The 23,427-nt window shown below is 59.3% G+C and carries 18 protein-coding genes and 1 other RNA gene; 11 read left to right on the top strand and 8 right to left on the bottom strand.

The genetic code is table 11. From position 1 onward, the window contains the following. Nucleotides 1–105 precede the first annotated feature (105 nt). A complete protein-coding gene (gene wecB, locus ACIROW_RS07630; RefSeq protein WP_402273689.1) occupies nt 106–1,296 on the bottom strand; it encodes a non-hydrolyzing UDP-N-acetylglucosamine 2-epimerase in 1,191 nt (396 codons plus the stop codon). 290 nt (nt 1,297–1,586) lie between these two features. After that, the gene (locus ACIROW_RS07625) at nt 1,587–2,510 is read right to left on the bottom strand and encodes a DNA-3-methyladenine glycosylase family protein (RefSeq protein ID WP_402273687.1); all 924 of its coding nucleotides are present in this window, start codon (nt 2,508–2,510) and stop codon (nt 1,587–1,589) included. Between the two features lie 173 nt (nt 2,511–2,683). Between ACIROW_RS07625 and ACIROW_RS07620 the strand changes: the two genes are divergently transcribed. After that, nucleotides 2,684–3,163 carry a hemerythrin domain-containing protein gene (locus tag ACIROW_RS07620; RefSeq protein ID WP_402273684.1) on the top strand — a complete coding sequence of 160 codons (480 nt, stop codon included), beginning with the start codon at nt 2,684–2,686 and terminating at the stop codon, nt 3,161–3,163. Between the two features lie 176 nt (nt 3,164–3,339). Further along, a complete protein-coding gene (locus ACIROW_RS07615) occupies nt 3,340–3,642 on the top strand; it encodes a hypothetical protein (RefSeq protein WP_402273682.1) in 303 nt (100 codons plus the stop codon). A gap of 375 nt (nt 3,643–4,017) precedes the next feature. On the opposite strand, the gene ssrA is transcribed toward ACIROW_RS07615, so the two are convergent. From ssrA to ACIROW_RS07585, 6 genes are all read right to left on the bottom strand, one after another. Further along, nucleotides 4,018–4,380: a transfer-messenger RNA gene (ssrA, locus tag ACIROW_RS07610) on the bottom strand. 84 nt (nt 4,381–4,464) lie between these two features. Continuing rightward, on the bottom strand, nt 4,465–8,205 hold the full coding sequence (locus tag ACIROW_RS07605) for a DUF748 domain-containing protein (protein WP_402273680.1): 3,741 nt from the start codon (nt 8,203–8,205) through the stop codon (nt 4,465–4,467). Nucleotides 8,206–8,320: 115 nt separating this feature from the next. Continuing rightward, complete coding sequence (locus ACIROW_RS07600) at nt 8,321–8,983, bottom strand: HAD family hydrolase (RefSeq protein ID WP_402273678.1); 663 nt, start codon at nt 8,981–8,983, stop codon at nt 8,321–8,323. Between the two features lie 103 nt (nt 8,984–9,086). Then, entirely contained in the window at nt 9,087–9,785 is a 699-nt protein-coding gene (gene ubiG, locus ACIROW_RS07595) for a bifunctional 2-polyprenyl-6-hydroxyphenol methylase/3-demethylubiquinol 3-O-methyltransferase UbiG (protein ID WP_402273676.1), read from the bottom strand. A gap of 109 nt (nt 9,786–9,894) precedes the next feature. Continuing rightward, entirely contained in the window at nt 9,895–10,515 is a 621-nt protein-coding gene (gene ompA, locus ACIROW_RS07590) for an outer membrane protein OmpA (protein WP_116433778.1), read from the bottom strand. A 284-nt stretch (nt 10,516–10,799) separates the two neighbouring features. After that, nucleotides 10,800–11,483, bottom strand: a complete 684-nt coding sequence (locus tag ACIROW_RS07585; RefSeq protein ID WP_402273674.1) for an OmpA family protein — start codon at nt 11,481–11,483, stop codon at nt 10,800–10,802. 302 nt (nt 11,484–11,785) lie between these two features. Here ACIROW_RS07585 and gyrA point away from each other — a divergent pair, with 302 nt between their 5' ends. From gyrA to ACIROW_RS07540, 9 genes are all read left to right on the top strand, one after another. After that, nucleotides 11,786–14,443 carry a DNA gyrase subunit A gene (gene gyrA, locus ACIROW_RS07580; protein WP_402273672.1) on the top strand — a complete coding sequence of 886 codons (2,658 nt, stop codon included), beginning with the start codon at nt 11,786–11,788 and terminating at the stop codon, nt 14,441–14,443. 141 nt (nt 14,444–14,584) lie between these two features. Beyond that, nucleotides 14,585–15,685 (top strand): 3-phosphoserine/phosphohydroxythreonine transaminase, encoded by a 1,101-nt coding sequence (gene serC / locus ACIROW_RS07575; RefSeq protein WP_402273670.1) that lies wholly within the window; start codon nt 14,585–14,587, stop codon nt 15,683–15,685. A 170-nt stretch (nt 15,686–15,855) separates the two neighbouring features. Then, the gene (gene pheA, locus ACIROW_RS07570) at nt 15,856–16,929 is read left to right on the top strand and encodes a prephenate dehydratase (RefSeq protein WP_402273668.1); all 1,074 of its coding nucleotides are present in this window, start codon (nt 15,856–15,858) and stop codon (nt 16,927–16,929) included. Between the two features lie 18 nt (nt 16,930–16,947). Then, a complete protein-coding gene (hisC, locus tag ACIROW_RS07565; protein ID WP_402273666.1) occupies nt 16,948–18,054 on the top strand; it encodes a histidinol-phosphate transaminase in 1,107 nt (368 codons plus the stop codon). An 11-nt stretch (nt 18,055–18,065) separates the two neighbouring features. After that, nucleotides 18,066–18,962, top strand: coding sequence for a prephenate dehydrogenase (locus ACIROW_RS07560; RefSeq protein WP_402273664.1), 897 nt, complete (start codon nt 18,066–18,068; stop codon nt 18,960–18,962). A gap of 72 nt (nt 18,963–19,034) precedes the next feature. Beyond that, the gene (aroA, locus tag ACIROW_RS07555; protein ID WP_402273662.1) at nt 19,035–20,366 is read left to right on the top strand and encodes a 3-phosphoshikimate 1-carboxyvinyltransferase; all 1,332 of its coding nucleotides are present in this window, start codon (nt 19,035–19,037) and stop codon (nt 20,364–20,366) included. A gap of 34 nt (nt 20,367–20,400) precedes the next feature. Then, nucleotides 20,401–21,063 (top strand): (d)CMP kinase, encoded by a 663-nt coding sequence (gene cmk, locus ACIROW_RS07550; RefSeq protein ID WP_402273660.1) that lies wholly within the window; start codon nt 20,401–20,403, stop codon nt 21,061–21,063. A 175-nt stretch (nt 21,064–21,238) separates the two neighbouring features. Continuing rightward, nucleotides 21,239–22,954: a 30S ribosomal protein S1 gene (rpsA, locus tag ACIROW_RS07545; protein WP_402273658.1), complete on the top strand. Its 1,716-nt coding sequence runs from the start codon at nt 21,239–21,241 to the stop codon at nt 22,952–22,954. 13 nt (nt 22,955–22,967) lie between these two features. After that, on the top strand, nt 22,968–23,273 hold the full coding sequence (locus ACIROW_RS07540; protein ID WP_007876341.1) for an integration host factor subunit beta: 306 nt from the start codon (nt 22,968–22,970) through the stop codon (nt 23,271–23,273). Nucleotides 23,274–23,427: the final 154 nt, after the last annotated feature.

Genomic DNA, 23,427 nt, shown 5'->3' with positions numbered 1-23,427 from the left:
TGTATCCCTTCAGCGGCGGGCGCTGTAGGCGGCTGGGCTATTTTTTGTACGACCTCCGCAGACAAGATTTGGTTGCAGAAAATCGTTTTGTTCAGAGTCGGTGATCTATTGCGGGCGAGATGCAGTGAGCGTGAAATCACGGCGCAGGGGAGCAGTGCGCACACGTTCCTGCCCGTCGGTGAATTCTTCGACGCGATGACCCGACACCGCTGCCACGATGCGCGCCGATGCATTGCCGTCGCCATACGGATTGTGGCGACGCGAATAGCTTCGGCGCAGAGCGTCGTCGTTGAGCAGGGCCGATACCGCATGCACGATGTGCAAGGTGTGCGTGCCGACCAGTTGCACCGTGCCGGCTGCGACAGCTTCGGGGCGTTCGGTGACGTCGCGCATGACCAGCACCGGCTTACCTAGTGAGGGCGCCTCTTCCTGCACGCCGCCGGAGTCGGTGAGGATGATGTCCGCGCGCTGCATCAGCCGCACGAACTGAAGGTAATCGAGCGGCTCGATCAGGTGGATGTTGGCGCGGCCGGAAAGCGACTCCATCACCGGCCCCAGCACGCTGGGATTCAGATGCACCGGATAGACGATCTCAAGGTCGTTGCGCTGCGCCAGCGATGCCAGCGCGCTGCAGATGTTGCGAAATCCATCACCGAAATTCTCGCGCCGGTGACCGGTGACCAGCAATACTTTGCGTCCGGGTCGCAGGGCCGGCAGCTGTGCGTCGATACGTGCACGCAGCGAGGCGTCGTCCTGCAGTTTCGCCACAGTCATGTGCAAGGCGTCAATCACGGTGTTGCCGGTGACGAAGATGCGGCCCTGCAAGGTTTCTTCGAGCAGGTTGCGTTGTGCCTGCAGAGTGGGAGCGAACATCATGTCGCTGACCACGTCGATGGTGCGGCGATTCATTTCCTCCGGGCACGGTTGCGTGAGGTCGCGCGTGCGCAGCCCGGCTTCCACATGTGCCACCGGGATGCGACGATGAAACGCGGCCAGCGCCGCGACCATGGCCGTGGTGGTGTCACCGTGCACCAGCACGCGATCGGGCTGCGCCTGCTCCAGCAAGCCGTCGAGGCCGCTGAACAGGCGCGAACTCAAACTGTTGAGCGTCTGATCGGGTTCCATCACATCCAGGTTGTGATCGGTCCGGATGTCGAACAAGGCAAGCACCTGCTGCAACATCTGTCGATGCTGGCCGGTAACGCATACCTGGGAATCGATGCCTGGTGCGGCTTGCAGTGCTTTCAGCAAGGGCGCCATTTTGATTGCTTCCGGTCGCGTACCGAAGATTGACATTATTTTTATGCAAGCTTGTCCGATGATTCTCTCCATTATGGTCAGGTTATCCCGTGACTTGTTTCCACGCGGATGAAACGCTGGCGGAACACGGGTGGGTAAGTGCGGCTGAGAACGAAGCAAGTCGGGCAAACATACAAAGTCGTATGTCGCTGAATAATGGAGTCGAAATTATTCGAATGGGTTCCGTGAAGCCGACGAGAAGGGGGAGAGCTTTGTATCGAAATGTAAAGGATGCTGCCGATGGGCAATCAATTCAGCATCACTTTCGTCAGAAAACGACGAGGATGTCAGCCGCCGCGCGCATGGCCCATGCGGTCGGCGATCTCATTCCACAGATGCATCGCGACGTAGGCGCGCCACGGCCGCCAGATTTCCGCGCGGGCTTTTTGGTGTGCAAGCTTGAGCAAGTGCGGATCGCGATCAACGATCGCCTGCATCAGCACAAGGTCGGAAGCCGGCCAGGCATCGGCATCGCGCCACGCGCGCATGGCGACGTATTCAACGGTCCACGGGCCGATGCCGGGCAAGCCGAGCAAGGCCTTGCGCAAGTCGGCCGTATCGACGTGAGGATCGTCTACCGGCACGTCGCCTTGCGCCACTGCATGGGCGAAACCCTGCAGCGCGGCGACGCGTTTGCCGGGCATGCCGATGGCCGTGAGGTCGACCGCAGCCAGCGCGTGCGGCGTCGGGAAGCGCCATGCGGTTGCGGCGTGCGGATGGCCTTCGATGCGTTCTCCGGCGCGTTCAACCAGACGGCCCACGATGGTGGTCGCCGCTTTCACGCTGACTTGCTGGCCGACGATGGTGCGCACGACCAGTTCGAATGCCGACCATGCGCCTGGAACGCGCAGGCCCGGCGCCGCCTTGAACAGCGGCGCCAGCCATGGATCGTTCGCGAGGTGTTTGCGGATGTGTTTGATGTCCGTCTGCAGGTCGAACATCCGGCTGAGCGGTGCGACCAGCGCGTCGGCGTGACGGCCGGCCTTGCCGTTGATCACGGCGACCAGGCAATCCTTGTCGGGATGGCGCGACACGGCCAGTGCCCCCTGATCGCCTCTCCATTCGATGGCGCGCAGGTACACGCCACCTTCCACCGCTTCCACGCCGGCCGTCGCGCGTCCGCCGAAGAAGCGCAACAGACGCTCCCAGTCGAACGGCGGCTGGAACGGCAATTCACGGACTGCAGCGGCAGGTTGTTTGTTGGCGGGCATAGGGGCGGGGCGAGAGAGTTTTGCGATGTTTCCGAAGAGGGGGGATGCACGATCATATATTGCTTCACCTGCGCCTACACGAGGAGGGGGGATTTTCTGATCGCGCCGCGACGGTGCTCCGCTTAATAATGACACGGCGCATATGTGTGCGCTTATCACCATCGGAGAGACAAGTGAACGCCACTAGCCAAGACGCCATCGCGTTACTGAAATCGGATCACAAGGAAGCCAAGGAACTGTTCGACGAATATGAAAAGAAAAAAGACCGCGCCAGCGACGAACAGAAAATGGACATCGCCCGGGAAGTCTGCGGAGCATTGCTGATTCACATGGAAATCGAGGAAAAGATTTTTTATCCGCGCATCCGTCAAAAGATCGACGACGACGATCTGATGAACGAAGCGGAAGTCGAGCACGAGGGTGCCAAAGACCTGATCCGCCAACTCGGCGAGTTGAAGCCCAGCGATCCGATGTTCGATGCGAAGATCAAGGTGCTGGGTGAGCAGATCGAACATCACGTCGAAGAAGAGGAAACTGAGATGTTCCCCAAGGCACGCAAATCCGGCGTCGATCTTGACGCTCTTGGCGCTGAATTGCTGGCAGCGAAGAACCAGATGCGCGTGGAGCATGGCTTGCCTGCAGTGCACGCATGAAGCGATTATTTCGCAGGTGTGCCTGGTCAGTCATGACACAAGCGTTTTCCGAGCTTTTTCGGCCGGTTTTTTGAAGTCCGCCCATGTGGCGGATTTTTTATGAAGTTGCAAGAAAGATAAAGACTACGGCACGTGCCTGTTTCATAGAAAATTTTTAATGCGCAGGAAACATTCTGATGGGTATAATGTTTTCAAAACAAAGACTTATTGTGGTGCCGCGCAAGCGGATTTGTCCGGGGGGACAATCGATGATTTCATTTGCAACCGCGCCATTCCTGGGCGCAACGCTGGCCGCACTTGCATTGGTGCTGGCCGGCCTGGTGTTCATTTTTCAGCAAGTCATTGCCGAGCGACGCTACGTGCGCCTGCGTGCCGAGTATGAAGCGCGGCGAGCGGCGTATTTTGCAGCCGAGTTTACTGTTGCGCGAGAAGCGGGCGATGAACTACGCGTTGTCGACGAAAGCGTCGTGCGCTGCTGATGTCTCTTCAGTAATTTTCTCATGTAATTCCTTGGGGAAATCCCCGCGGTTTGGCTTGCAAGCCAAACCGGCTCGCCCTGCGCGAAGCGGTGCTTCACGCAACCCCGGACTCGCCCCGCGTCCGTGCCGGACGCGGATTCGATCCTCTGCGCATTACCAATAAAAAAGGCCACCCTTGCGGGTGACCTTTTGTATTGGTGGTGGAGCCGGCGGGAATCTCCCGCGGTTTGGCTTGCAAGCCAAACCGGCTCGTCCTGCGCGAAGCGGTGCTTCACGCAACCCCGGACTCGCCCCGCGCCCGTATCGGACGCGGATTCGATCCTCTGCGCATTACCAATAAAAAAGGCCACCCTTGCGGGTGACCTTTTGTATTGGTGGTGGAGCCGGCGGGAATCGAACCCGCGTCCGCAAGCACTCTACAGACAGTTCTACATACTTAGCGCTGCCATTTGATTTAACCCGAACGACGCGGACGCGCACGCTTCGTTAAGGCGAGTCACCTTAGATTTAGCCTTGAATCAAGTGACCCGATTCAAAGCGATTCCTTGTAAATGACTCTACTGCTGTTTTACCAGCCTACCCCAAGGAAGAAGTAGTGTAGAGCAAGCGGGTATTAAGCCGCTTGTGCGTACGAGTTATCGTTTGCAGTTATATCTTGTCTGATTGTATTTACGAGGTAGTCAGTCCTCGGTATGCCCTGCGCTGCTTTGCAACCCACGTCGAAACCAAGTCGGCCCCATGCAGACTTGCATTATAACTCAGTGTGGGGGCGGCCCGCCCGATTATCAAGAGCCAAGGCGCGCCGCTGCCGCTGGTGTTGCCTTACTGCTGCAGGCTCAGGTCGACCCGGCTGCCCTGTCCCTTGTCCTTGATGCCTTCGGCCGTGAGCTTGGGAGCGATCAGGAAGATGCGGTCGGCCGAGATGATGCTCTGGTCCTGCAGATAATTGCGCACCACGTCCGCACGGCGCTGGGCCAGGTTGCGCAGGTCGTCTTCGGTGACCGGCGTGTTGTCGACGATCAGCTTCTGCATCTCTTCGGGCGGCAGGGATTTTGCAAGGCCTACGACGTTACGCGGCTTCTTGAATTTCTCGTCCTTGTAGATCTTTTCCATGTACTTGGTGCGATCAGCGTCGCTGAGACTGTTGTCCTTGCCGGCCGGCTGGCCTTCCTTCTCGATGACGTCCTTGCGCTTCAATGCGCGCATCTTGCGGTTGAGGACTTCCTGGCGCAGGCCGGCGTCGTCGACTGCTGGATCGGCACGGCCCATGACGTCGATCTTCAACGCCGGGCGCTGGTGCAGGGCGTAGCCAAGGGTGTCGAGCTTCTTGCGGATGTCGGCAGTGATCTCGGAAGAGCCCGGCTCGAATTCGATGTAGCTGAGCTCGGCGTCGCCGCCGCCACTGCCGAACATCGAGCTGATCAGCGCGAACGGCGACGTGACGGCCTTGACGATCAGGTTGACGAAGACGCGCATGATGATGCCGCCGATCGAGAATTGCGGATCGGACAGCGAGCCGGAAATCGGCAGGTTCAGATTGATGGTGCCGTCGCGGTCCTTGAGCAGCGACACCGCCAGCATCACCGGCAGCTTGGTGACGTTGGGGCCGTCGACATGGTCGCCGAAGGTTAACTGTTCAATGCGCACGTCGTTCTGCGCCACCAGCTTGTCGTTCTCGATCTTGTATTGCACGTCCATCGACAGCTTGCCCTTGGTGATCGGGTAGCCGGCATATTTTGCTGAATAGGGCGTCAGGCGCGGCAGCTGGACGCCGTTGGCGCTGGCCTTGATGTCGAGGAACATCGGTTTGAACAGGGGATTGAGCGAACCCGATATCTGCAGCGGCGCATCGTTGTCGACCTTGCCGCGCAAATCGATGGTGGCCGGTTGAGGCTTGTCGGAGGCGATGCTGCCGATGGTGCCGCCCATGCCGGTCATATTGACCGTGTAGTTCGGCTTGACGAAGTTGTCGGTAAAGTTGATGTTGCCGCTCTGCAGGACGGTCTGGCCGATGCGGATCACCGGTGCGTTGGGATCGGGCGCGGCGGGCGTGACCGGCGCGGTCGAGGTGGTGGTCTTGGCAACGGTCGTCGACGGCTTGTCAGGGCTGGTTTCGGGCGAAGTGACCGAGCTGCGCGGCGCTTCCTTGGAGACCACGATGTCCTGCAGGTTGAGCTTGCCCTGGTCGGACAGGATGGCGCGCGCATAGAAATCGGACAGCGCGATTTTTTCCAGCGTGACCAAGGGTTTGCCGCCGATTTTGGCGTTGATGCCTTGCAGGTTCAGCGTGCGCCAGCGCAGGAAGTCGCTCGACGACAGCTTGTCCAGCACGCGGAAATTATTGAGGCTGGCCGAGCCGTTGTATTGCAGCGCCAGCGCCTGTTTGTTGACCGGCGGCGTCAGCGCCAGCTTGCCCTTGGTGCTGAGCGTGCCGCTGGTCAGCGTGACGTTGAGGTAGTCGGTGAAATAGGTCTGGAACGGTGCGATCGGCAGGTTCTGCGCATCCAGCGCAAGATCCACGGTCTTGAGTTGCGGCGCCGCCTGGCCGGTCACGGACAGCTTGCCGTTCTTGTTCAGCGTGGCCTGCAGCGACAGCTTGCTGGTCTGGTCGAGTTGGCTGGAGAGGTTGTCGACCTTGAGGTCGAGAGCTTCGATGCGCAGCTTCTGTGTCGGCGTCACGCCGCTGTCTTCGTAGGAAATATTGCTGTTGCTGATCGACAGGCTGCGCAGACGTGCTTGCCAGGCGATGGCGGCGGTATTGGCGCTTGGTTTCTTTGCGGGGGCAGCGGATGCGACGGCTGGTTCTTTGGCAGGCTCGCTGACGTTGACTGTCGCGGGTTTGCTTCCCGGCGCCGCCAGCAACTCTTGCAGGTTCAACGCACCCTTGGCGTCGCGGCGCAGATCGCCATTGAGGCCGACGATGCGGAAGGCGTCCGCGTCGGCTTTGCGGCCCAGCAAGTCGATGGTGGCGTTGTCGAGCGCGATGGTTTTGGCACCGATGACGCCGGCGGCGGACTTGGTCTTGGGCGACAGTTTAAGGTCGGTGATTTCGACGCCCAGTTTGCCGAGCTTGACCTGACCGCCGGCAACCTGCACCTCGGTGCTGCCTGAAACCTGGCCGCTGAGCGCACCGTTGAGCGAGCGATTGAGATAGTTTTGATAGCCGCTCAGTTGGATCGCCTTCAGGGTCGCGGTGCCGTTGACTTCACCTTTGAGCGGCGCCAATGCGCCGGTGAAACCGATTTCGCCTTTGCCGTTTTCGGTAAGTGACAGCGCAAGTTTGGCCGGCTTGGCGTCGGCCAGCGTGGAGACTTCTTCGGCGTCGACCGTGATCTTGTCCAGATGAACAGTCTGGCGCGGCGATGCGTTGGCGTCATCGGTCCATTGCACGCTGCCGTCGCGCACCAGCAGTTTGCGGATAGTGATGGCGGGTGCCGCTGCGTCTTTCGCTTCGGTCTTGGGGGCGGTTGCAGGCGCGGATGCGGTGGTTGCTGGTTTCTTGGCAGATGCCGCGGGTTTGGCCCGGGTGTCGTTCTTGCCGATGCGAGTCCAGTTGATTTCTCCGCGGGCATTCATGTCGGCCCAGATTTGCGGCTTGTCGATGGCAATCTGGTCAATTACGCCGCTCAGCTTGAGCAGATCGAGCTTGTCGATCTTGGCGGACACCGAACCGATCTTGATGAGTGGCGCGGCATTCTTCTCCTGCACCGAAATGTCGGCCAGTGTGAAGTCACCATCGAGGCCGATCTGCGGTTTGTCCTTGTCGCGGCTGAAAGTCAGGTCCAGTCGCGTGGAGAGCTTCGCGCTTTCCAGTTTGACCGGCAGCGCAACGGGCGAGAAGGGCAGATAGCTGGCGACGTCCAGCTTGTCGATATCGATCGCCAGCGTGGTGTCGAGCGAACTGGCGAAGAGTTTGCTGCGACCCTTGAGCGAGAACGGCGTGCCGTTGACGGTCATCGACAGCACCGGTTGCACGAAGGTGTCGATGTTGCGCGGCAGGTTGGAGACGAAAGGTACGCCGATGTTCAGCGCACGGATGTCGATGGTCTTGCCGCTGACCTTGTCGTCGAACAGGATGGCGCCATTCTGCAATTGGACGTTGGCCAGCGAAAACAGCGTTTGGCCCTCGCTCTTGGGCATCGCCAGCACGCGGTCGATGATGTCGGAGAAATTGTAGCGACCGATACCTTCGTCGCTCAGGCGAACGATATGGACCTTGGGTTCGACCAGCTGAATTTCGTCGAGGATGGCGGCCAGGCGCAGCGCGGAAGTGGAGGACGCGTTGACCACCAGTTCCTTGGCGCTGAAGGCGGCAGTCTTCTGGTCCGGCTCATACAGCGTGACGTCATGCACGCGCAACGCAAGCAGGAATGGATTGAAACTGAGTTCGCCGATATCGAGCTTGCGGCCGATTTTTTCCTGCGTCTGTTCGATCGCGACCTTCTTCACCAGCGACGGCAGGGCGAGCCAGCTGACCAGCGCCAGCAATAGCAGGAAAACGATGGTGTATGCGGACCAGCGCAAGGTGCGCAGCTGCCAGGCAGGACGGGGATGATTGGCCATGATCTTTCCTCGTGAGGAAGGTCGCATGCGCCAGCGGCGTGCGCCTTCGTTTAATTGTATGGCCGGCGCCGGAAAGGCGTCGGCGGTAACTCAACTACGGCAACGACGGTAACGGTTATTGCGTTTTGATCAGTTCCAGCAACTGCAGCGGATCGTGCAGCAAGACGTCGGCTTCCCATGATTCGGGTTCCACATGGCCACAATAGCCCCAGGCGGCCGCGATGGTGGGCATGCCGGCGGCACGTCCGGCCTGGATGTCGCGCAGGTCGTCGCCGACGTACCAGCAGTCGGCCGGGTTCAGTTGCAACCGGCTTGCCGCTTCATACAGCGGCGCCGGATGGGGTTTGGTGTGCGGTGTGGTGTCACCGGAGACCACGCATCCCGCATGGCCCAGGCCGATTTGCGGCACCAGCGGGTCGGTAAAGCGTGATGCCTTGTTGGTGACGATGCCCCAGGCGAGTCCGCGCGCTTCCAATTGCGTGAGCAGAGCGGCGACGCCGTCGAAGAGTTTGCTTTTGACGACCAGCTTTGCTTCGTAATTGTTGAGGAAGCGTACGCGCAGGTCCTCATATTCAGCGTCGTCAGGCTTGACGCCGAAGGCTGCGCCGATCAGGCCACGCGCGCCGGCGGATGCCACCGGACGCAATTGTTCATACGGTGTCGGTTCCAGGCCGCGTTCGGCGCGCAACTGGTTGACGGCTTCGGCCAGGTCGGGAGCCGTGTCGGCGAGCGTGCCGTCGAGGTCGAACAGGATGGCGCGGGGTGTTTTCAATGGCATGGTCGTTACGGTGAAGACGGTTGGGGCAACAGCGGAAGCTGCTGCGATTTGCCGGCGATATCCGCTGCGGGACGTCGCCGGCTATTGCGTATTGAGTATGTGATCAGGCCAGCGGCTTGCGGCACGCCACCATGTAATTGACGCTGGTGTCCTGGTTGATCGAGTACAGCTTGGTCAGTGGATTGTAGGACAGTCCCTTGAATCCATCGAGTTCCAGGCCGGCTTCGCGGATGAAGCGCGCCAGTTCGGCCGGCGTGATGAACTTGGCGTAATCGTGCGTGCCTCGGGGCAGCATGCGCAATAAATACTCGGCGCCGATGATGGCGAACAGGTAAGCCTTGGGATTGCGATTCAGTGTGGAAAAGAACACGTGGCCACCCGGTTTCACCATTGCTGTGCAGGCGTGCACGATGGAGGCGGGGTCAGGGACGTGTTCCAGCATTTCCATGCAGGTGACGACGTCGAATTGGCCTGGTTCACGCGCCGCCAGGTCTTCTGCGGCGATCTTTTCGTAGCGAACCTGGACGCCGGACTCCATGCCATGCAGGTCGGCGACCTTGAGCGCTTTTTCGGAAAGATCGATGCCGGTTACCCTGGCGCCTTTGCGCGCCATCGATTCGGCCAGGATGCCGCCGCCGCAGCCGACATCGACCACGCTCTTGCCGGATAGTGCGGCGCGGGCGTTGATCCATTCCAGCCGGAGCGGATTGATTTCGTGCAAAGGACGAAATTCGGATGTGGGGTCCCACCAACGATGGGCGAGATCGCTAAATTTTTGCAGTTCTTGAGGATCGGCATTCATAGGCTGAATGATAGCCGAACCCGCTTGATGCTGTTCGCTGCAAAGCAAATTTCCATAAAAAAACCCCGCCGAAGCGGGGTTTTTTTCGATTGAAAATCGACTGTTGGTATTACTTGTTACGTGTACCAACGACTTCGATTTCAACGCGGCGGTTCTTGGCGCGGCCAGCTGCGGACTTGTTGTCAGCGACTGGTTGCGATTTGCCCTTGCCTTCAGTGTAGACGCGGTTAGCTTCAACACCCTTGGAAACCAAGTAGGCCTTAACCGATTCAGCGCGGCGGACGGACAGTTTTTGGTTGTAGGCAACGGAACCGACGGAGTCAGTGTGGCCGACAGCGATGATGACTTCCAGGTTCAGACCGTTCAGGTTTGCAACCAGTTCGTCCAGTTTGGACTTGCCGGCTGGCTTCAGAACTGCCTTGTCGAAGTCAAAGAATGCGTCAGCAGCGTAAGTAACTTTTTCCGATGTCGGAGCGGCTGCTGCAGCGGCAGCTGGAGCAGCTGGGGCAGCGGCTGGAGCAGCAGCTTGAGCAGGAGCTTCTTCGCATGGGCCGTTGACAAACGCTGTTTGCCAGCACAGACCGAAGCCGCTGCGGGTAACGACGTCACGGCTGTCTTGCAGGTACAGGCTGTTTGGACGGACCTTGATGTCCTTGATTTCCTGTGCGGTCGCAGACAGAGCGATGGCTGCGGACGCAGCAGCGAAGACGAGTTTTGCTAATTTGTTCATGTTTCTCCTCTCGGGTGAGATATCCGCAGATAAACTGCGCTACAAAATTACGACATCAAAAAAACGAATAATATCATGTGTTCAGGTCGTTACATGCCCCACTTTGCAGGAGGGCGTGCAATGAACTTAGCCGCCATTCTGCCACAGGCTGGTGCAATCAGCGAACGTTGCCAAATAGTCCAATCAACGTTTTTAGCACTCTGTTGTTTTTTGGTAACAAGACGTTTACCTTCGCAAAGTGCTGCACTCCGTTGCCAAAAAAGCCAAATTTTGGCTAAAAAACCTTATTTTTCATGCCCTTGCACGCGAATAACCACACGGCGATCGGGTGATAGGCAGCCTGCCAATTTCTTGGCGGGAAGGTTTTGTCCGCACTGCGCGATGGGTTCATTGCTACCGGCGCCGACGATTTGAATCGGTGCGACAACATTCTTGCTCTTCAGAAATGCGGCAACGGCTTCTGCTCGTTTGACGGCGATTTCTTCATTATGTTTCCGGGAGCCAAGCCGGTCGGCGTGGCCGGTGACAACAATTGCGTCGATTCCACCGCAAACCGGCAGTCGGTCGACAATTTGTTCCTGGATGCGCTGCTGCGCCGCTTTGTTCAGCACCGTCTTGCCGGAGCCGAATGTCTGACTGTCGCTTAGCGTGACGCTGAAGTCGCAAGTGCTGCTGCTGACGGATGCCAAGGCATTCGTGGTGATTGCGGCCGGATTGCTCACCAGGGCGGGCGCGATGGGATTGGCGATGGGCGGCGCCAGTTCGCCGTCGCAGCCGCTGAGGGAGTCCGCGGGTGTCCAATAGCCGGTGCGCCAGCACAGGCCATATTGGCTACGTGCGACGCTGCCCTGGTTATCCTGGCCGTAGGCTGCCGTCGGCGTTGCTGCGACATCAGGGGCGCTCTGGGCGTGAGCGGAAAGGGCGATGCCCAGCAACAGACAAAGCAGACCGGAAAATTTATAAGACATATTAGTTAGCTGGTTGCGATGACATCGACGGGGCAGCCTGCAACATCGCGGTTTGCCTGGTGGAAACGCGGTGCATGCCGCGATTTCCGTGATGCCTCATTTTCTTCGGAAGGCTCGCATTTTAATCACAATTGGCGCGTTTGCCCGTATTTGTTTGTGCTTGCCGATGCATATTGCCGGGGAGCTAAAACCGGTCCTGCAAAGGCGCGGCGTGCTAGAATGCTTCGTTTGTAGTCGCTGCCCGCAATGAACAGGTTTCGGGCCTGATTTAACCACTCAAATCAATACCTCTCGACTCGCCAATGGATCAATTCGCTAAAGAAACCATCCCCATTTCCCTTGAAGAAGAGATGCGCAAGAGCTACCTCGATTACGCCATGAGCGTGATCGTCGGACGTGCTCTGCCGGACGTGCGTGACGGCCTCAAGCCGGTACACCGCCGCGTGCTGTTTGCGATGCATGAAATGAACAACGTCTGGAACCGCCCGTTCGTGAAGTGTGCGCGCGTGGTCGGTGAAGTCATGGGTAAGTACCACCCGCACGGCGACGCGTCGATTTACGACACGCTGGTGCGCATGGCGCAGGACTTTTCGCTGCGCTACATGCTGGTGGACGGCCAGGGCAATTTCGGCTCGATCGACGGCGACGGCGCCGCGGCGATGCGTTATACCGAGTGCCGCCTGGATAAGATCGCCAACGAATTGCTGGCCGACATCGAGAAGGAAACCGTCGATTTCGACCCCAACTACGACGGCAAGGAAAAAGAGCCGTCGGTGCTGCCGACTCGCATCCCCAACCTGCTGATCAACGGTTCGTCCGGCATCGCGGTGGGTATGGCCACCAACATTCCTCCGCACAACATCACCGAAGTCATCAACGGCGCACTGCACGTGCTGTCGAATGCCGACTGCACGATTGACGAACTGATCGAACTGATCCCGGCGCCTGATTTTCCGACCGGCGGCATCATCTACGGCGTGTCCGGCGTGCGCGATGGTTACCGTACCGGCCGCGGCCGCGTGGTGATGCGCGCCAAGACCCATTTTGAAGAATTCGGTCGCGAAGGCCGCACGGCGATCATCGTCGACGAGCTGCCGTACCAGGTCAACAAGAAGGCCTTGCTTGAACGTATCGCCGAGCTGGTGCGCGACAAGAAGCTGGAAGGCATCTCCGACCTGCGCGACGAGTCCGACAAGTCGGGCATGCGCGTGGTGATCGAACTCAAGCGTGGTGAAGTGCCTGAAGTGGTGCTCAACAATCTGTACAAGCAGACTCAGTTGCAGGATACCTTCGGCATGAACATGGTGGCGCTGGTCGACCGCCAGCCGAAACTGCTGAACCTGAAGCAGATGCTGGAATGCTTCCTGTCGCATCGCCGCGAAGTGGTGACGCGCCGCACGATCTTCGAACTGCGCAAGGCCCGCGAACGCGGCCACGTGCTGGAAGGTCTGGCGGTTGCGCTGGCCAATATCGACGACTTCATCGCGATCATCCGTGCGGCCCCGACGCCGCCGATCGCGAAATCCGAACTGATGGCGCGCGCCTGGGATTCGTCCATGGTGCGCGAAATGTTGTCCCGCACCGGTGCGGAAAACAGCAGCGGCATCGAAGCCTTCCGTCCGGAAAACCTGCCGGCGCATTACGGCATCCAGACCGACGGCCTGTACAAGCTGTCCGACGACCAGGCGCAGGAAATCCTGCAAATGCGTCTGCAACGCCTGACCGGTCTGGAACAAGACAAGATCGTCAATGAGTACAAGGAAGTGATGGAGCAGATCGCCGACCTGCTGGACATCCTGTCCAAGCCGGCGCGCGTGACCGCCATCATCACCGACGAACTGACGGCTGCGAAGAACGACTTCGGCATCGGCGTCAAGGACGAGCGTCGTTCGACCATCGAGCATAACGCCACTGATCTCGGCACCGAAGACCTGATCACGCCGCAAGACCTGGTCGTGACGCTGTCGCACTCGGGTTACATGAAGTCGCAGCCGGTTTCCGAATATCGTGCGCAAAAACGCGGCGGCCGCGGCAAGCAAGCCATGGCGACCAAGGACGACGACTGGATCGACCAACTGTTCATCGCCAACACGCACGACTACATCCTGTGCTTCTCCAACCGCGGCCGCCTGTATTGGCTGAAGGTATGGGAAGTGCCGCAGGGTTCGCGCAATTCGCGCGGCAAGCCTATCGTCAACATGTTCCCGCTGCAGGATGGCGAAAAGATCACCGTGGTCCTGCCGTTGTCGGGCGAAAACCGCGTCTTCCCGGAAGACCGGTACGTCTTCATGTCGACCAGCCTTGGCACCGTCAAGAAGACACCGTTGTCCGACTTCAGCAATCCGCGCAAGGCCGGCATCATCGCGGTCGACCTCGATGAGGGCGACTTCCTGATCGGTGCTGCGCTGACCGACGGTCAGCACGATGTCATGCTGTTCTCTGATTCCGGCAAGGCCGTGCGTTTCGACGAAAACGACGTGCGTCCGATGGGCCGCACCGCCCGCGGCGTCCGCGGCATGAACCTGGAAGAAGGTCAGCAAGTCATTGCGCTGCTGGTCGCTGAAAACGAACAGCAGTCGGTCCTGACGGCCACTGAAAACGGCTTCGGCAAACGTACCCCGATCACCGAGTACACGCGCCACGGCCGCGGCACCAAGGGCATGATCGCGATCCAGACCAGCGAACGCAACGGCAAGGTGGTTGCGGCAACATTGGTGGAGGCTAGCGATGAAATCATGCTGATCACCACCGGCGGCGTGCTGATCCGCACCCGCGTCGCGGAAATCCGCGAAATGGGCCGGGCGACGCAAGGCGTGACGCTGATTGCCGTGGAAGACGGCACCAAGCTGAGCGGCCTGCAACGCGTGGTGGAATCCGACGCCGAGGAAGACAAGGTTGAAGGTGATGCCGAAGGCAACGGTGATGCCGTCGCCGGTGAAGGCGACGCCACTGCCGAATAATTCGGGTTGAACAGAAAATGACCGGCTGATGGCCGGTCATTTTCATCCTGTTGCGTTTGTTTGTTCGGTCGTCTGTTGCTGTCCTTCCTGGCCTTGTTCTTGTATCGTTGCTTCGTCTTTTCTTTATTTTTTACCTAGATCATGGTCTACAATTTTTCCGCCGGTCCGGCCGTACTACCGAAAGAAGTATTGCAGCAAGCTGCCGACGAAATGCTGGACTGGCACGGCAGCGGCATGTCCGTGATGGAAATGAGTCATCGCGGCAAGGAATACATGTCGATCATCGAGACGGCCTTGCGCGACATGCGCGAGCTGTTCGCGGTGCCGGCCAACTACAAGATCCTGTTCCTGCAAGGCGGCGCCATCGCCGAGAACGCCATCATCCCGATGAACCTCGCCGGTCTGCGCGGCAAAGGCGCGGGCGTGGCGGACTACGTCAACACCGGCTCGTGGTCGACCAAGTCGATCAAGGAAGCGCGGCGCTATTGCGAAGTCAACGTCGCCGCCTCGTCCGAAGCTGAAAAATTCGCCCGCATCCCGGCGCGCGACACCTGGAAGCTCTCCCGCAACGCCGCCTACGTGCATCTGTGCACCAACGAAACCATCGATGGCGTCGAATACCAGTTCACGCCCGACGTCGCAGCCGACACCGACAATGCGCCCATCGTGGCCGACATGTCGTCGCACATCCTGTCGCGCGCGGTCGATGTGTCCAAATACGGTGTCATCTACGGTGGCGCGCAAAAGAACATCGGCCCGGCCGGCCTGACCATCGTCATCGTGCGCGAAGACCTGCTCGGCCACGCCTTGCCGATCTGTCCCTCGGCCTTCGACTGGAAAATCGTCGCCGACAACGACTCGATGTACAACACGCCGCCGACCTATGCCATCTACATCGCCGGCCTGGTGTTCCAGTGGCTTAAGCGCCAAGGTGGCGTGGCCGAAATGGAGCGCCGCAATATCGCCAAGGCCGACCTGCTGTATGACTACCTCGACAGCACCGAGTTTTATACAACACGGATTGCGAAAGACTGTCGTTCACGCATGAACGCGCCATTTTTCCTGCATGACGAAACATTGAACGAGACATTCCTGGCCGGCGCCAAAGAGCGCGGCCTGCTGCAGCTGAAAGGCCACAAGTCGGTCGGCGGCATGCGCGCATCGATCTACAACGCGATGCCGATAGAAGGCGTTGAAGCATTGGTGGAGTACCTCCGCCACTTCGAACGTACACGCGGCTGAGAGCGACTGCAAAAACACCGCTGGCGGCGTTGCACCTCCTTGCCGTACTAGCGTACTGTCTGCATCGGCGCGCCTTGCCACCGGCGTTTTGCCAGCCGGTCTCTGAGGGTTGGGCTGACTGCATTTATTTGCTGGCGGCCGGAACGGATTGAACAAGAAAGACCACAACAATGAGTGAAGACAAACTCTTGCCCTTGCGTCAGAAGATTGACGCCATCGACGCGCAAATCCTTGATTTGCTGAACCAGCGCGCACGCGTCGCGCAGGAAGTCGGGCACGTCAAGGCCGAGACCAATGCGCCGGTATTCCGTCCCGAGCGCGAAGCGCAAGTGCTGCGCAAGGCCGCCGAGCGCAATCCGGGGCCGCTGCTGGGTACCGATATCCAGACCATTTTCCGTGAAGTCATGTCGGCTTGTCGTGCGCTGGAGAAGCGCGTCGTGGTGGCCTATCTCGGTCCCGAAGGCACCTTCAGCGAACAAGCCGTGTACCAGCAGTTCGGCCACGCCGTCGAAGGTCTGCCGTGCGTATCGATTGACGAAGTGTTTCGCGATGCGGAAGCCGGCACCGCCGATTTCGGCGTGGTGCCCATCGAGAATTCATCCGAAGGCGTGATCAACCGCACTCTCGATCTGCTGTTGCAAACCACGCTGCGCATCAGCGGCGAGATTTCGATCCCGGTGCACCACAGCCTGATGACCAAAGCGGGCGGCATGCAAGGCGTGACGCGCATTTGCGCGCATTCGCAGGCGCTGGCGCAATGCAACGCATGGCTCAACCAGAATTATCCCGGCGTCGAGCGCCAGGCCGTGGCGTCCAACGCCGAAGCGGCGCGCATGGCCGGTGAAGATACTAGCGTGGCCGCGATCGCCGGTGAAATCGCCGGGCAGAAATACAACCTGCAAACCGTCAATGCGCACATCCAGGATGACCCGCACAACCGCACGCGTTTCGCCGTCATCGGCCGCCTGCAGACGGCGCCGTCCGGTCGTGATCAGACTTCCATCGTGCTGTCCGTGCCGAACAAGGCCGGCGCGGTCTACAACCTGTTGGCGCCGTTGGCGAAGCATGGCGTATCGATGACGCGTTTTGAATCGCGCCCGGCGCGCATGGGCGCGTGGGAATATTATTTCTACGTCGACCTCGAAGGTCACGAGCAGGACGAAAAAGTCGCCAAGGCGCTGGCTGAGCTCAAGGAGAACGCCGCGTTCTTCAAGCTGCTCGGTTCTTACCCCTTTACCGTATAAATCATTCGAAGGTTCATCATGTCCACACCATTTGGTCCGGAATACGTGCGCGCGCTGGCGCCTTACCAGGCAGGCAAACCGATCGCTGAAGTCGCCCGCGAATTCGGGCTCGACGAGAGCAAGATCATCAAGCTGGCGTCCAATGAAAATCCGCTTGGCATGCCGGAGTCGGCACGGCTGGCGATGCAGCAGGCCGTGGCCGACATCGGCCGCTATCCGGACGCCAACGGTTTCGACCTGAAAGCCGCGATCAGCGCCAAGTACGGCGTGCCGCAGGACTGGGTCACGCTGGGCAACGGCAGCAACGACATCCTCGAACTGGCGGCGCACGCTTTCGTGCAGCCGAAGCAATCGGTGGTGTATGCGCAATACGGCTTCCTGGTCTACGCCCTGGCGACGCAAGCGGTCGGCGCGCGCGCCATCGAAGTCAAGGCCAAGAACTTCGGCCATGACCTGCAAGCCATGGCGGCGGCGATTGCCGACGATACGCGCCTGGTGTTCATCGCCAACCCGAACAACCCCACCGGCACCTTTCTGCCGGCGGCCGAGCTGGAGGCATTCCTCAAGGCCGTGCCGCAGCACGTGGTGGTGGTCATCGACGAGGCTTATAACGAATATCTGTCGGCTGACCTGCAATACGAATCGACCGAATGGGTGCGCACTTTCCCGAATCTGATTGTCTCGCGCACCATGTCCAAAGCCTATGGCCTGGCCGGCCTGCGCGTCGGTTTCGCGATCGGGCAGCCGGGCGTGACCGATCTGCTCAACCGCATTCGTCAGCCGTTCAATGTCAATTCGCTGGCGCAGGCCGCTGCGGTTGCCGCGCTCACCGACAAGGCTTTCCTGCAAAAAAGCGCCGAGGTCAACGCGCAGGGTTACAAGCAATTGGTCCAGGCCTTCGATGAACTCGGCCTGACCTATGTGCCGTCTTACGGCAATTTCGTGCTGGTCAAGGTCGGTGACGATGACGGCGCCGGCGCGCGCGTCAATCTGGCGCTGCTCAAGCAGGGCATCATCGTGCGTCCGGTCGGCAACTACGGTTTGCCGCAATGGTTGCGCATCACCGTCGGCCTGCCGGAAGAAAACGCAGCCTTCATCGCCGCGCTGAAAACCATCCTGGGTTGAGGCGGCACACAGTGAAGAAAATTGTTGTTTTCGGCGTCGGCCTGATCGGCGGTTCGTTTGCCCTGGCGCTGAAAAAAGCCGGTGCGGTCGCGCATGTGGTTGGCGTCGGCCGCAGCGAGGCATCGCTGTTGCGTGCGAAAGAACTGGGCATCATTGACGAGGCCTGCACCTCGGTTGCCGATGCGGTGAAGGATGCGGATCTGATCCTGCTGGCGGCGCCGGTGGCGCAGACCGGTGCAATCCTGGCGAGCATCGAGCCGCATTTGCGGTCAGGCACCGTAGTGACGGATGCCGGCAGCACCAAGGCTGATGTGGTGGCGGCGGCGCGCGCTGCGCTGGGCGACAAGATCGGGCAATTCGTGCCCGGCCATCCGATTGCCGGGCGCGAGCAAAACGGCCCTGATGCAGCGTTGGCCGATTTGTACGTCGGCAAGAAGACCGTCATCACGGCGCTCGATGAAAATATCGAACAAGACGTCGAACGCGTGGCGCAAGCCTGGCAAGCCTGTGGCGCGACCATCCATCGCCTCAGCCCGCAAGAGCATGACGCGGTGTTCGCTTCGGTCAGCCACTTGCCACACCTGCTGGCCTACGCGCTGGTGGATGACATCGCTACCAAACCGCATGCGCCCATCCTGTTTCAGTACGCTGCCAGCGGTTTCCGCGACTTCACGCGCATTGCCGGTTCGTCGCCTGAAATGTGGCGCGATATTTCGCTGGCCAATCGCGCCGCCTTGCTGCATGAGCTGGATGCGTATCTGGTGCAACTGATCCGCATGCGCAAGATGCTGGTCGAGCGCGACAGCGACGGCCTGGAAAAAATTTACGCCAATGCCCAGCAGGCGCGTCACAATTGGACTGCCGCGATCGAAACCGCCGAGCGGCAGAGCAAAGAGGGCGGCGACTGAGTACGTCTGTCCACCGGATTTTCGGAACAAGCCGCTGAACTACCCACAGAACCATCACGACAACTATTCCCGATGAAGCCAGCTTCCTATCCTCGCCATATCGACCTCAATCCCGTGGCGCATGTCCAGGGCACGGTCAAACTGCCCGGCTCCAAAAGCATCTCCAACCGCATCCTGCTGCTGGCGGCGTTGTCGCGCGGCACCACCAAGATCATGGACTTGCTGGCCTCCGACGACACGCTCGTGATGCTGATGGCCTTGCAGCAACTCGGCGTCAAATGGGAGCAGGTCGAAGGCACCCAGGATTACATCGTGCACGGTGTCGACGGCACATTGCCGGTGCACCAGGCCGATCTGTTCATGGGCAACGCCGGCACCGCGATCCGTCCGTTGACGGCTGCGCTGGCAGTGATCGGCGGCGATTACACACTGCATGGCGTGCCGCGCATGCACGAACGGCCGATCGGTGATCTGGTCGATGCACTCAACGACGTCGGCATGCGCATCGAGTACACCGGCAATCCCGGCTATCCGCCGCTGCATATCCGTCGCGGCATGCTCAATGCGCATCGCATGAAAGTGCGCGGCAATGTCTCCAGTCAGTTCCTGACGGCCTTGCTGATGGCGGCGCCGTTGATGGCCAAGGATGAGCCGATGACCATCGAGGTGATCGGCGAGCTGATTTCCAAGCCTTACATCGAGATCACGCTGAACCTGATGCGCCGCTTCGGTGTGGACGTCCAGCGCGACGGCTGGCAGTCCTTCACGATCGCAGCCGGTCAGCATTATCAAGGCCCGGACGTCATTCACGTCGAAGGTGACGCTTCGTCGGCCTCGTATTTCCTGGCGGCCGGCGCTATCGCCGGCGGTCCGATCCGCGTGGAAGGCGTCGGCAAGGACAGCATACAGGGCGACGTGCGCTTTGTAGAAGCGCTGCGCCAGATGGGCGTGACCATCACCATGGGCGACAACTGGATCGAGGCGGCGTCGAATGGGGTGCTCAAGGCCATTGACACCGATTTCAACCACATTCCCGATGCCGCCATGACCATCGCGGTGGCGGCTTTGTATGCCGACGGCACCAGCGTGCTGCGCAATGTCGCCAGCTGGCGCGTCAAGGAAACCGACCGCCTGGCCGCGATGGCGACCGAGTTGCGCAAGCTCGGTGCGACTGTGGAAGAGGGGGAGGATTACCTGAGCGTGACGCCGCCGCAACAACTGACGCCGGCCACCATAGACACCTACGACGACCATCGCATGGCGATGTGTTTCTCGCTGGCATCGCTGGATGGCGCTGCGCGTCGCGGGACGCAGGTGCGCATCAATGATCCGAAATGCGTGGCCAAGACTTTTCCGGATTATTTCCGGGTGTTCCAGCACATTGCCGAACAGACATTGATTTGACTTATCCAGACTTAACCAACAAGCGGGGATTCCCATGAACACGGCAAATATTCCCGTCATCGCCATTGACGGCCCGACTGCATCGGGCAAGGGTACGGTGGCGCAACGAGTGGCTCAGCAACTGGGCTTTCACTATCTCGACTCAGGCGCCTTGTACCGCCTGACGGCACTGTCGGCGATCCGCCGCGGCGTCGAAATGAATGACGAACACGGCCTGGCCAAGAGCGCCGAGCATCTTAACTGCCATTTCGACGGCGGCCATATTTTCCTTGCCAACGAAGACGTTTCCCAGGCCATCCGGGCGGAAGAAGTGGGAAATACAGCCTCGAAGATTGCTGTTTTGGCAACGGTGCGTCATGCGTTGTACGGCCTGCAACTCAGTTTTCGCAAAGCACCAGGCCTGGTCGCGGATGGTCGCGACATGGGCACGGTGATCTTCCCGCATGCACCGTTGAAGGTCTTTTTGACCGCCAGCGTCGAGGCGAGGGCGCAAAGACGCTATAAGCAATTGATTGACAAGGGTTTTCCTGCTAATATGGAAGACCTCTCCAAGGACTTGCGGGAACGCGATGCGCGCGATATGAATCGTGCGTCGGCGCCGCTCAAGCCGGCGGAGGGTGCGCATTTACTGGATACTTCCGACATGACGGCTGATGAGGCGGTCAGGCAGGTACTCAGTTGGTACGCGGCTTTATAAGTTTTATTGCAGCTTTATCTGTTGTTTCTGTAACGCCATTGGTGCTCGCCTGATGCAAAGTCCGGCGAGTGTTGATAAACCTAAACCCATTATTCATCGCCTTTTGCATGCATCTCCAGCAGTCTGATTTATGCAAGTTGCGACCGGATACTGGCCAACACCTTTCTTAAATTCTATGTCTACCACTACTGTCCTGGCTCCTGGAGCCGCTGGCGCTGATGCATTTGCAGCGCTGTTTGAAGAATCGCTGTCACGTCAAGACATGCGTTCTGGTGAAGTCATTTCGGCTGAAGTCGTCCGTCTCGACCATAACTTCGTTATCGTCAACGCCGGCCTGAAGTCCGAAGCCTTCATTCCTATCGAAGAATTCAAAAATGACAACGGCGAACTCGAAGTCAACGTCGGTGATTTCATCTCCGTCGCGATCGAATCGCTGGAAAACGGTTTCGGCGACACTATCCTGTCGCGTGACAAGGCCAAGCGTCTGGCATCGTGGCTCTCGCTCGAAAAAGCGATGGAGTCCGGCGAGATCGTCGTTGGTACTGTCAATGGCAAGGTCAAGGGCGGTCTGACCGTTCTGACCAACGGCATCCGTGCCTTCCTGCCAGGCTCGCTGGTGGATACACGTCCAGTCAAGGACACAACGCCTTTCGAAGGCAAGACCCTGGAATTCAAGGTCATCAAGCTGGATCGCAAGCGCAACAACGTCGTGTTGTCGCGTCGCGCCGTCATCGAAGCGTCGATGGGCGAAGAACGTCAAAAGCTGATGGAAACCCTGAAAGAAGGCACCGTGGTTACCGGCGTCGTCAAGAACATCACCGACTACGGCGCGTTCGTGGATCTGGGTGGCATCGACGGCCTGCTGCACATCACCGATCTGGCATGGCGTCGTGTGCGTCACCCGTCGGAAGTGCTCACAGTCGGTCAAGAGATCACTGCCAAGGTCCTCAAGTACGATCAAGAGAAGAACCGCGTTTCGCTGGGCGTCAAGCAACTGGGCGACGACCCATGGACCGGTCTGTCCCGTCGTTACCCACAAGGCACACGCCTGTTCGGCAAGGTCACCAACCTGACAGACTACGGCGCATTCGTCGAAGTCGAGCAAGGTATCGAAGGCCTGGTGCACGTTTCCGAAATGGACTGGACCAACAAGAACGTCGCGCCTAACAAGGTTGTTCAACTGGGCGACGAAGTTGAAGTCATGGTTCTGGAAATCGACGAAGAGCGTCGCCGTATCAGCCTGGGCATGAAGCAATGCAAGCCGAACCCATGGGACGACTTCGCGATCAGCCACAAGAAGGGCGACAAGGTCAAGGGCGCAATCAAGTCGATCACCGACTTCGGCGTGTTCATCGGCCTGACCGGCAACATCGACGGTCTGGTTCACCTGTCCGACCTGTCCTGGACTGAAACCGGCGAAGAAGCCGTGCGCAAGTTCAAGAAGGGCGACGAACTGGAAGCAGTTGTTCTGGCAATCGACGTCGAGCGCGAGCGCGTTTCCCTGGGCGTCAAGCAGCTGGAAGGCGATCCGTTCAACAACTTCGCAGCAATGAACGACAAGGGCGCACTGGTCAACGGTACGGTTAAGTCGGTCGAGCCTAAGGGCGCAGTGATTCAGTTGTCGGAAGAAGTCGAAGGCTACCTGCGTGCATCCGAAATCTCGCGCGACCGCGTTGAAGATGCCGGTACACACCTGAAGGTCGGCGACAGCGTTGAAGCGCTGGTCATCAATATCGACCGCAAGGCACGCAGCATCCAATTGTCCATCAAGGCAAAGGACAACGCTGAGACTCAGGAAGCAATGCAAAAGATGTCTTCGGACTCCAGCGCCGCTTCCGGTACCACCAGCCTGGGTGCACTGCTGAAGGCAAAGCTCGACAACAAGAACTGATTAGTCGAGCACAATGACCAAGTCTGAGCTGATCGCTCGCCTGGCTGAGCGTTATCCGCAACTTGTCGCCAAGGATGCGGATTACGCGGTCAAAACCATCCTCGATGCCATGGTCGACGCATTAGCGACCGGCCAGCGCATCGAGATCCGTGGTTTTGGCAGCTTTGCGTTGAATCGCAGGCCGCCTCGCATCGGTCGCAATCCCAAGTCGGGCGACAAAGTGATGGTGCCGGAAAAGCGCGTACCTCACTTCAAGCCCGGCAAGGAATTGCGGGAGCGTGTCGACGCCATGGTGGGGCAACCCATCAAGGAAGACTAAGTTGACGCTTCGTCGCTGTATTGGCGAAGCAGTTGGGCGCCATGCATGTAAGAGTGTAAATAGCGCTTAACAAAATGAACGGCATCTTTGGATGCCGTTTTTTTTCACGTACAATTTCATATCTGCCGCGCCTCCTGCGCGAGCGGTCAGGCAG

The sequence above is a fragment of the Herbaspirillum sp. NPDC101397 genome (assembly GCF_044767325.1).
In the GTDB taxonomy this organism is placed as follows: Bacteria; Pseudomonadota; Gammaproteobacteria; order Burkholderiales; family Burkholderiaceae_D; genus Herbaspirillum.
The sequence above is the reverse complement of the archived record's forward strand: the minus strand, read 5'-3'. Positions and strand labels throughout refer to the sequence as shown.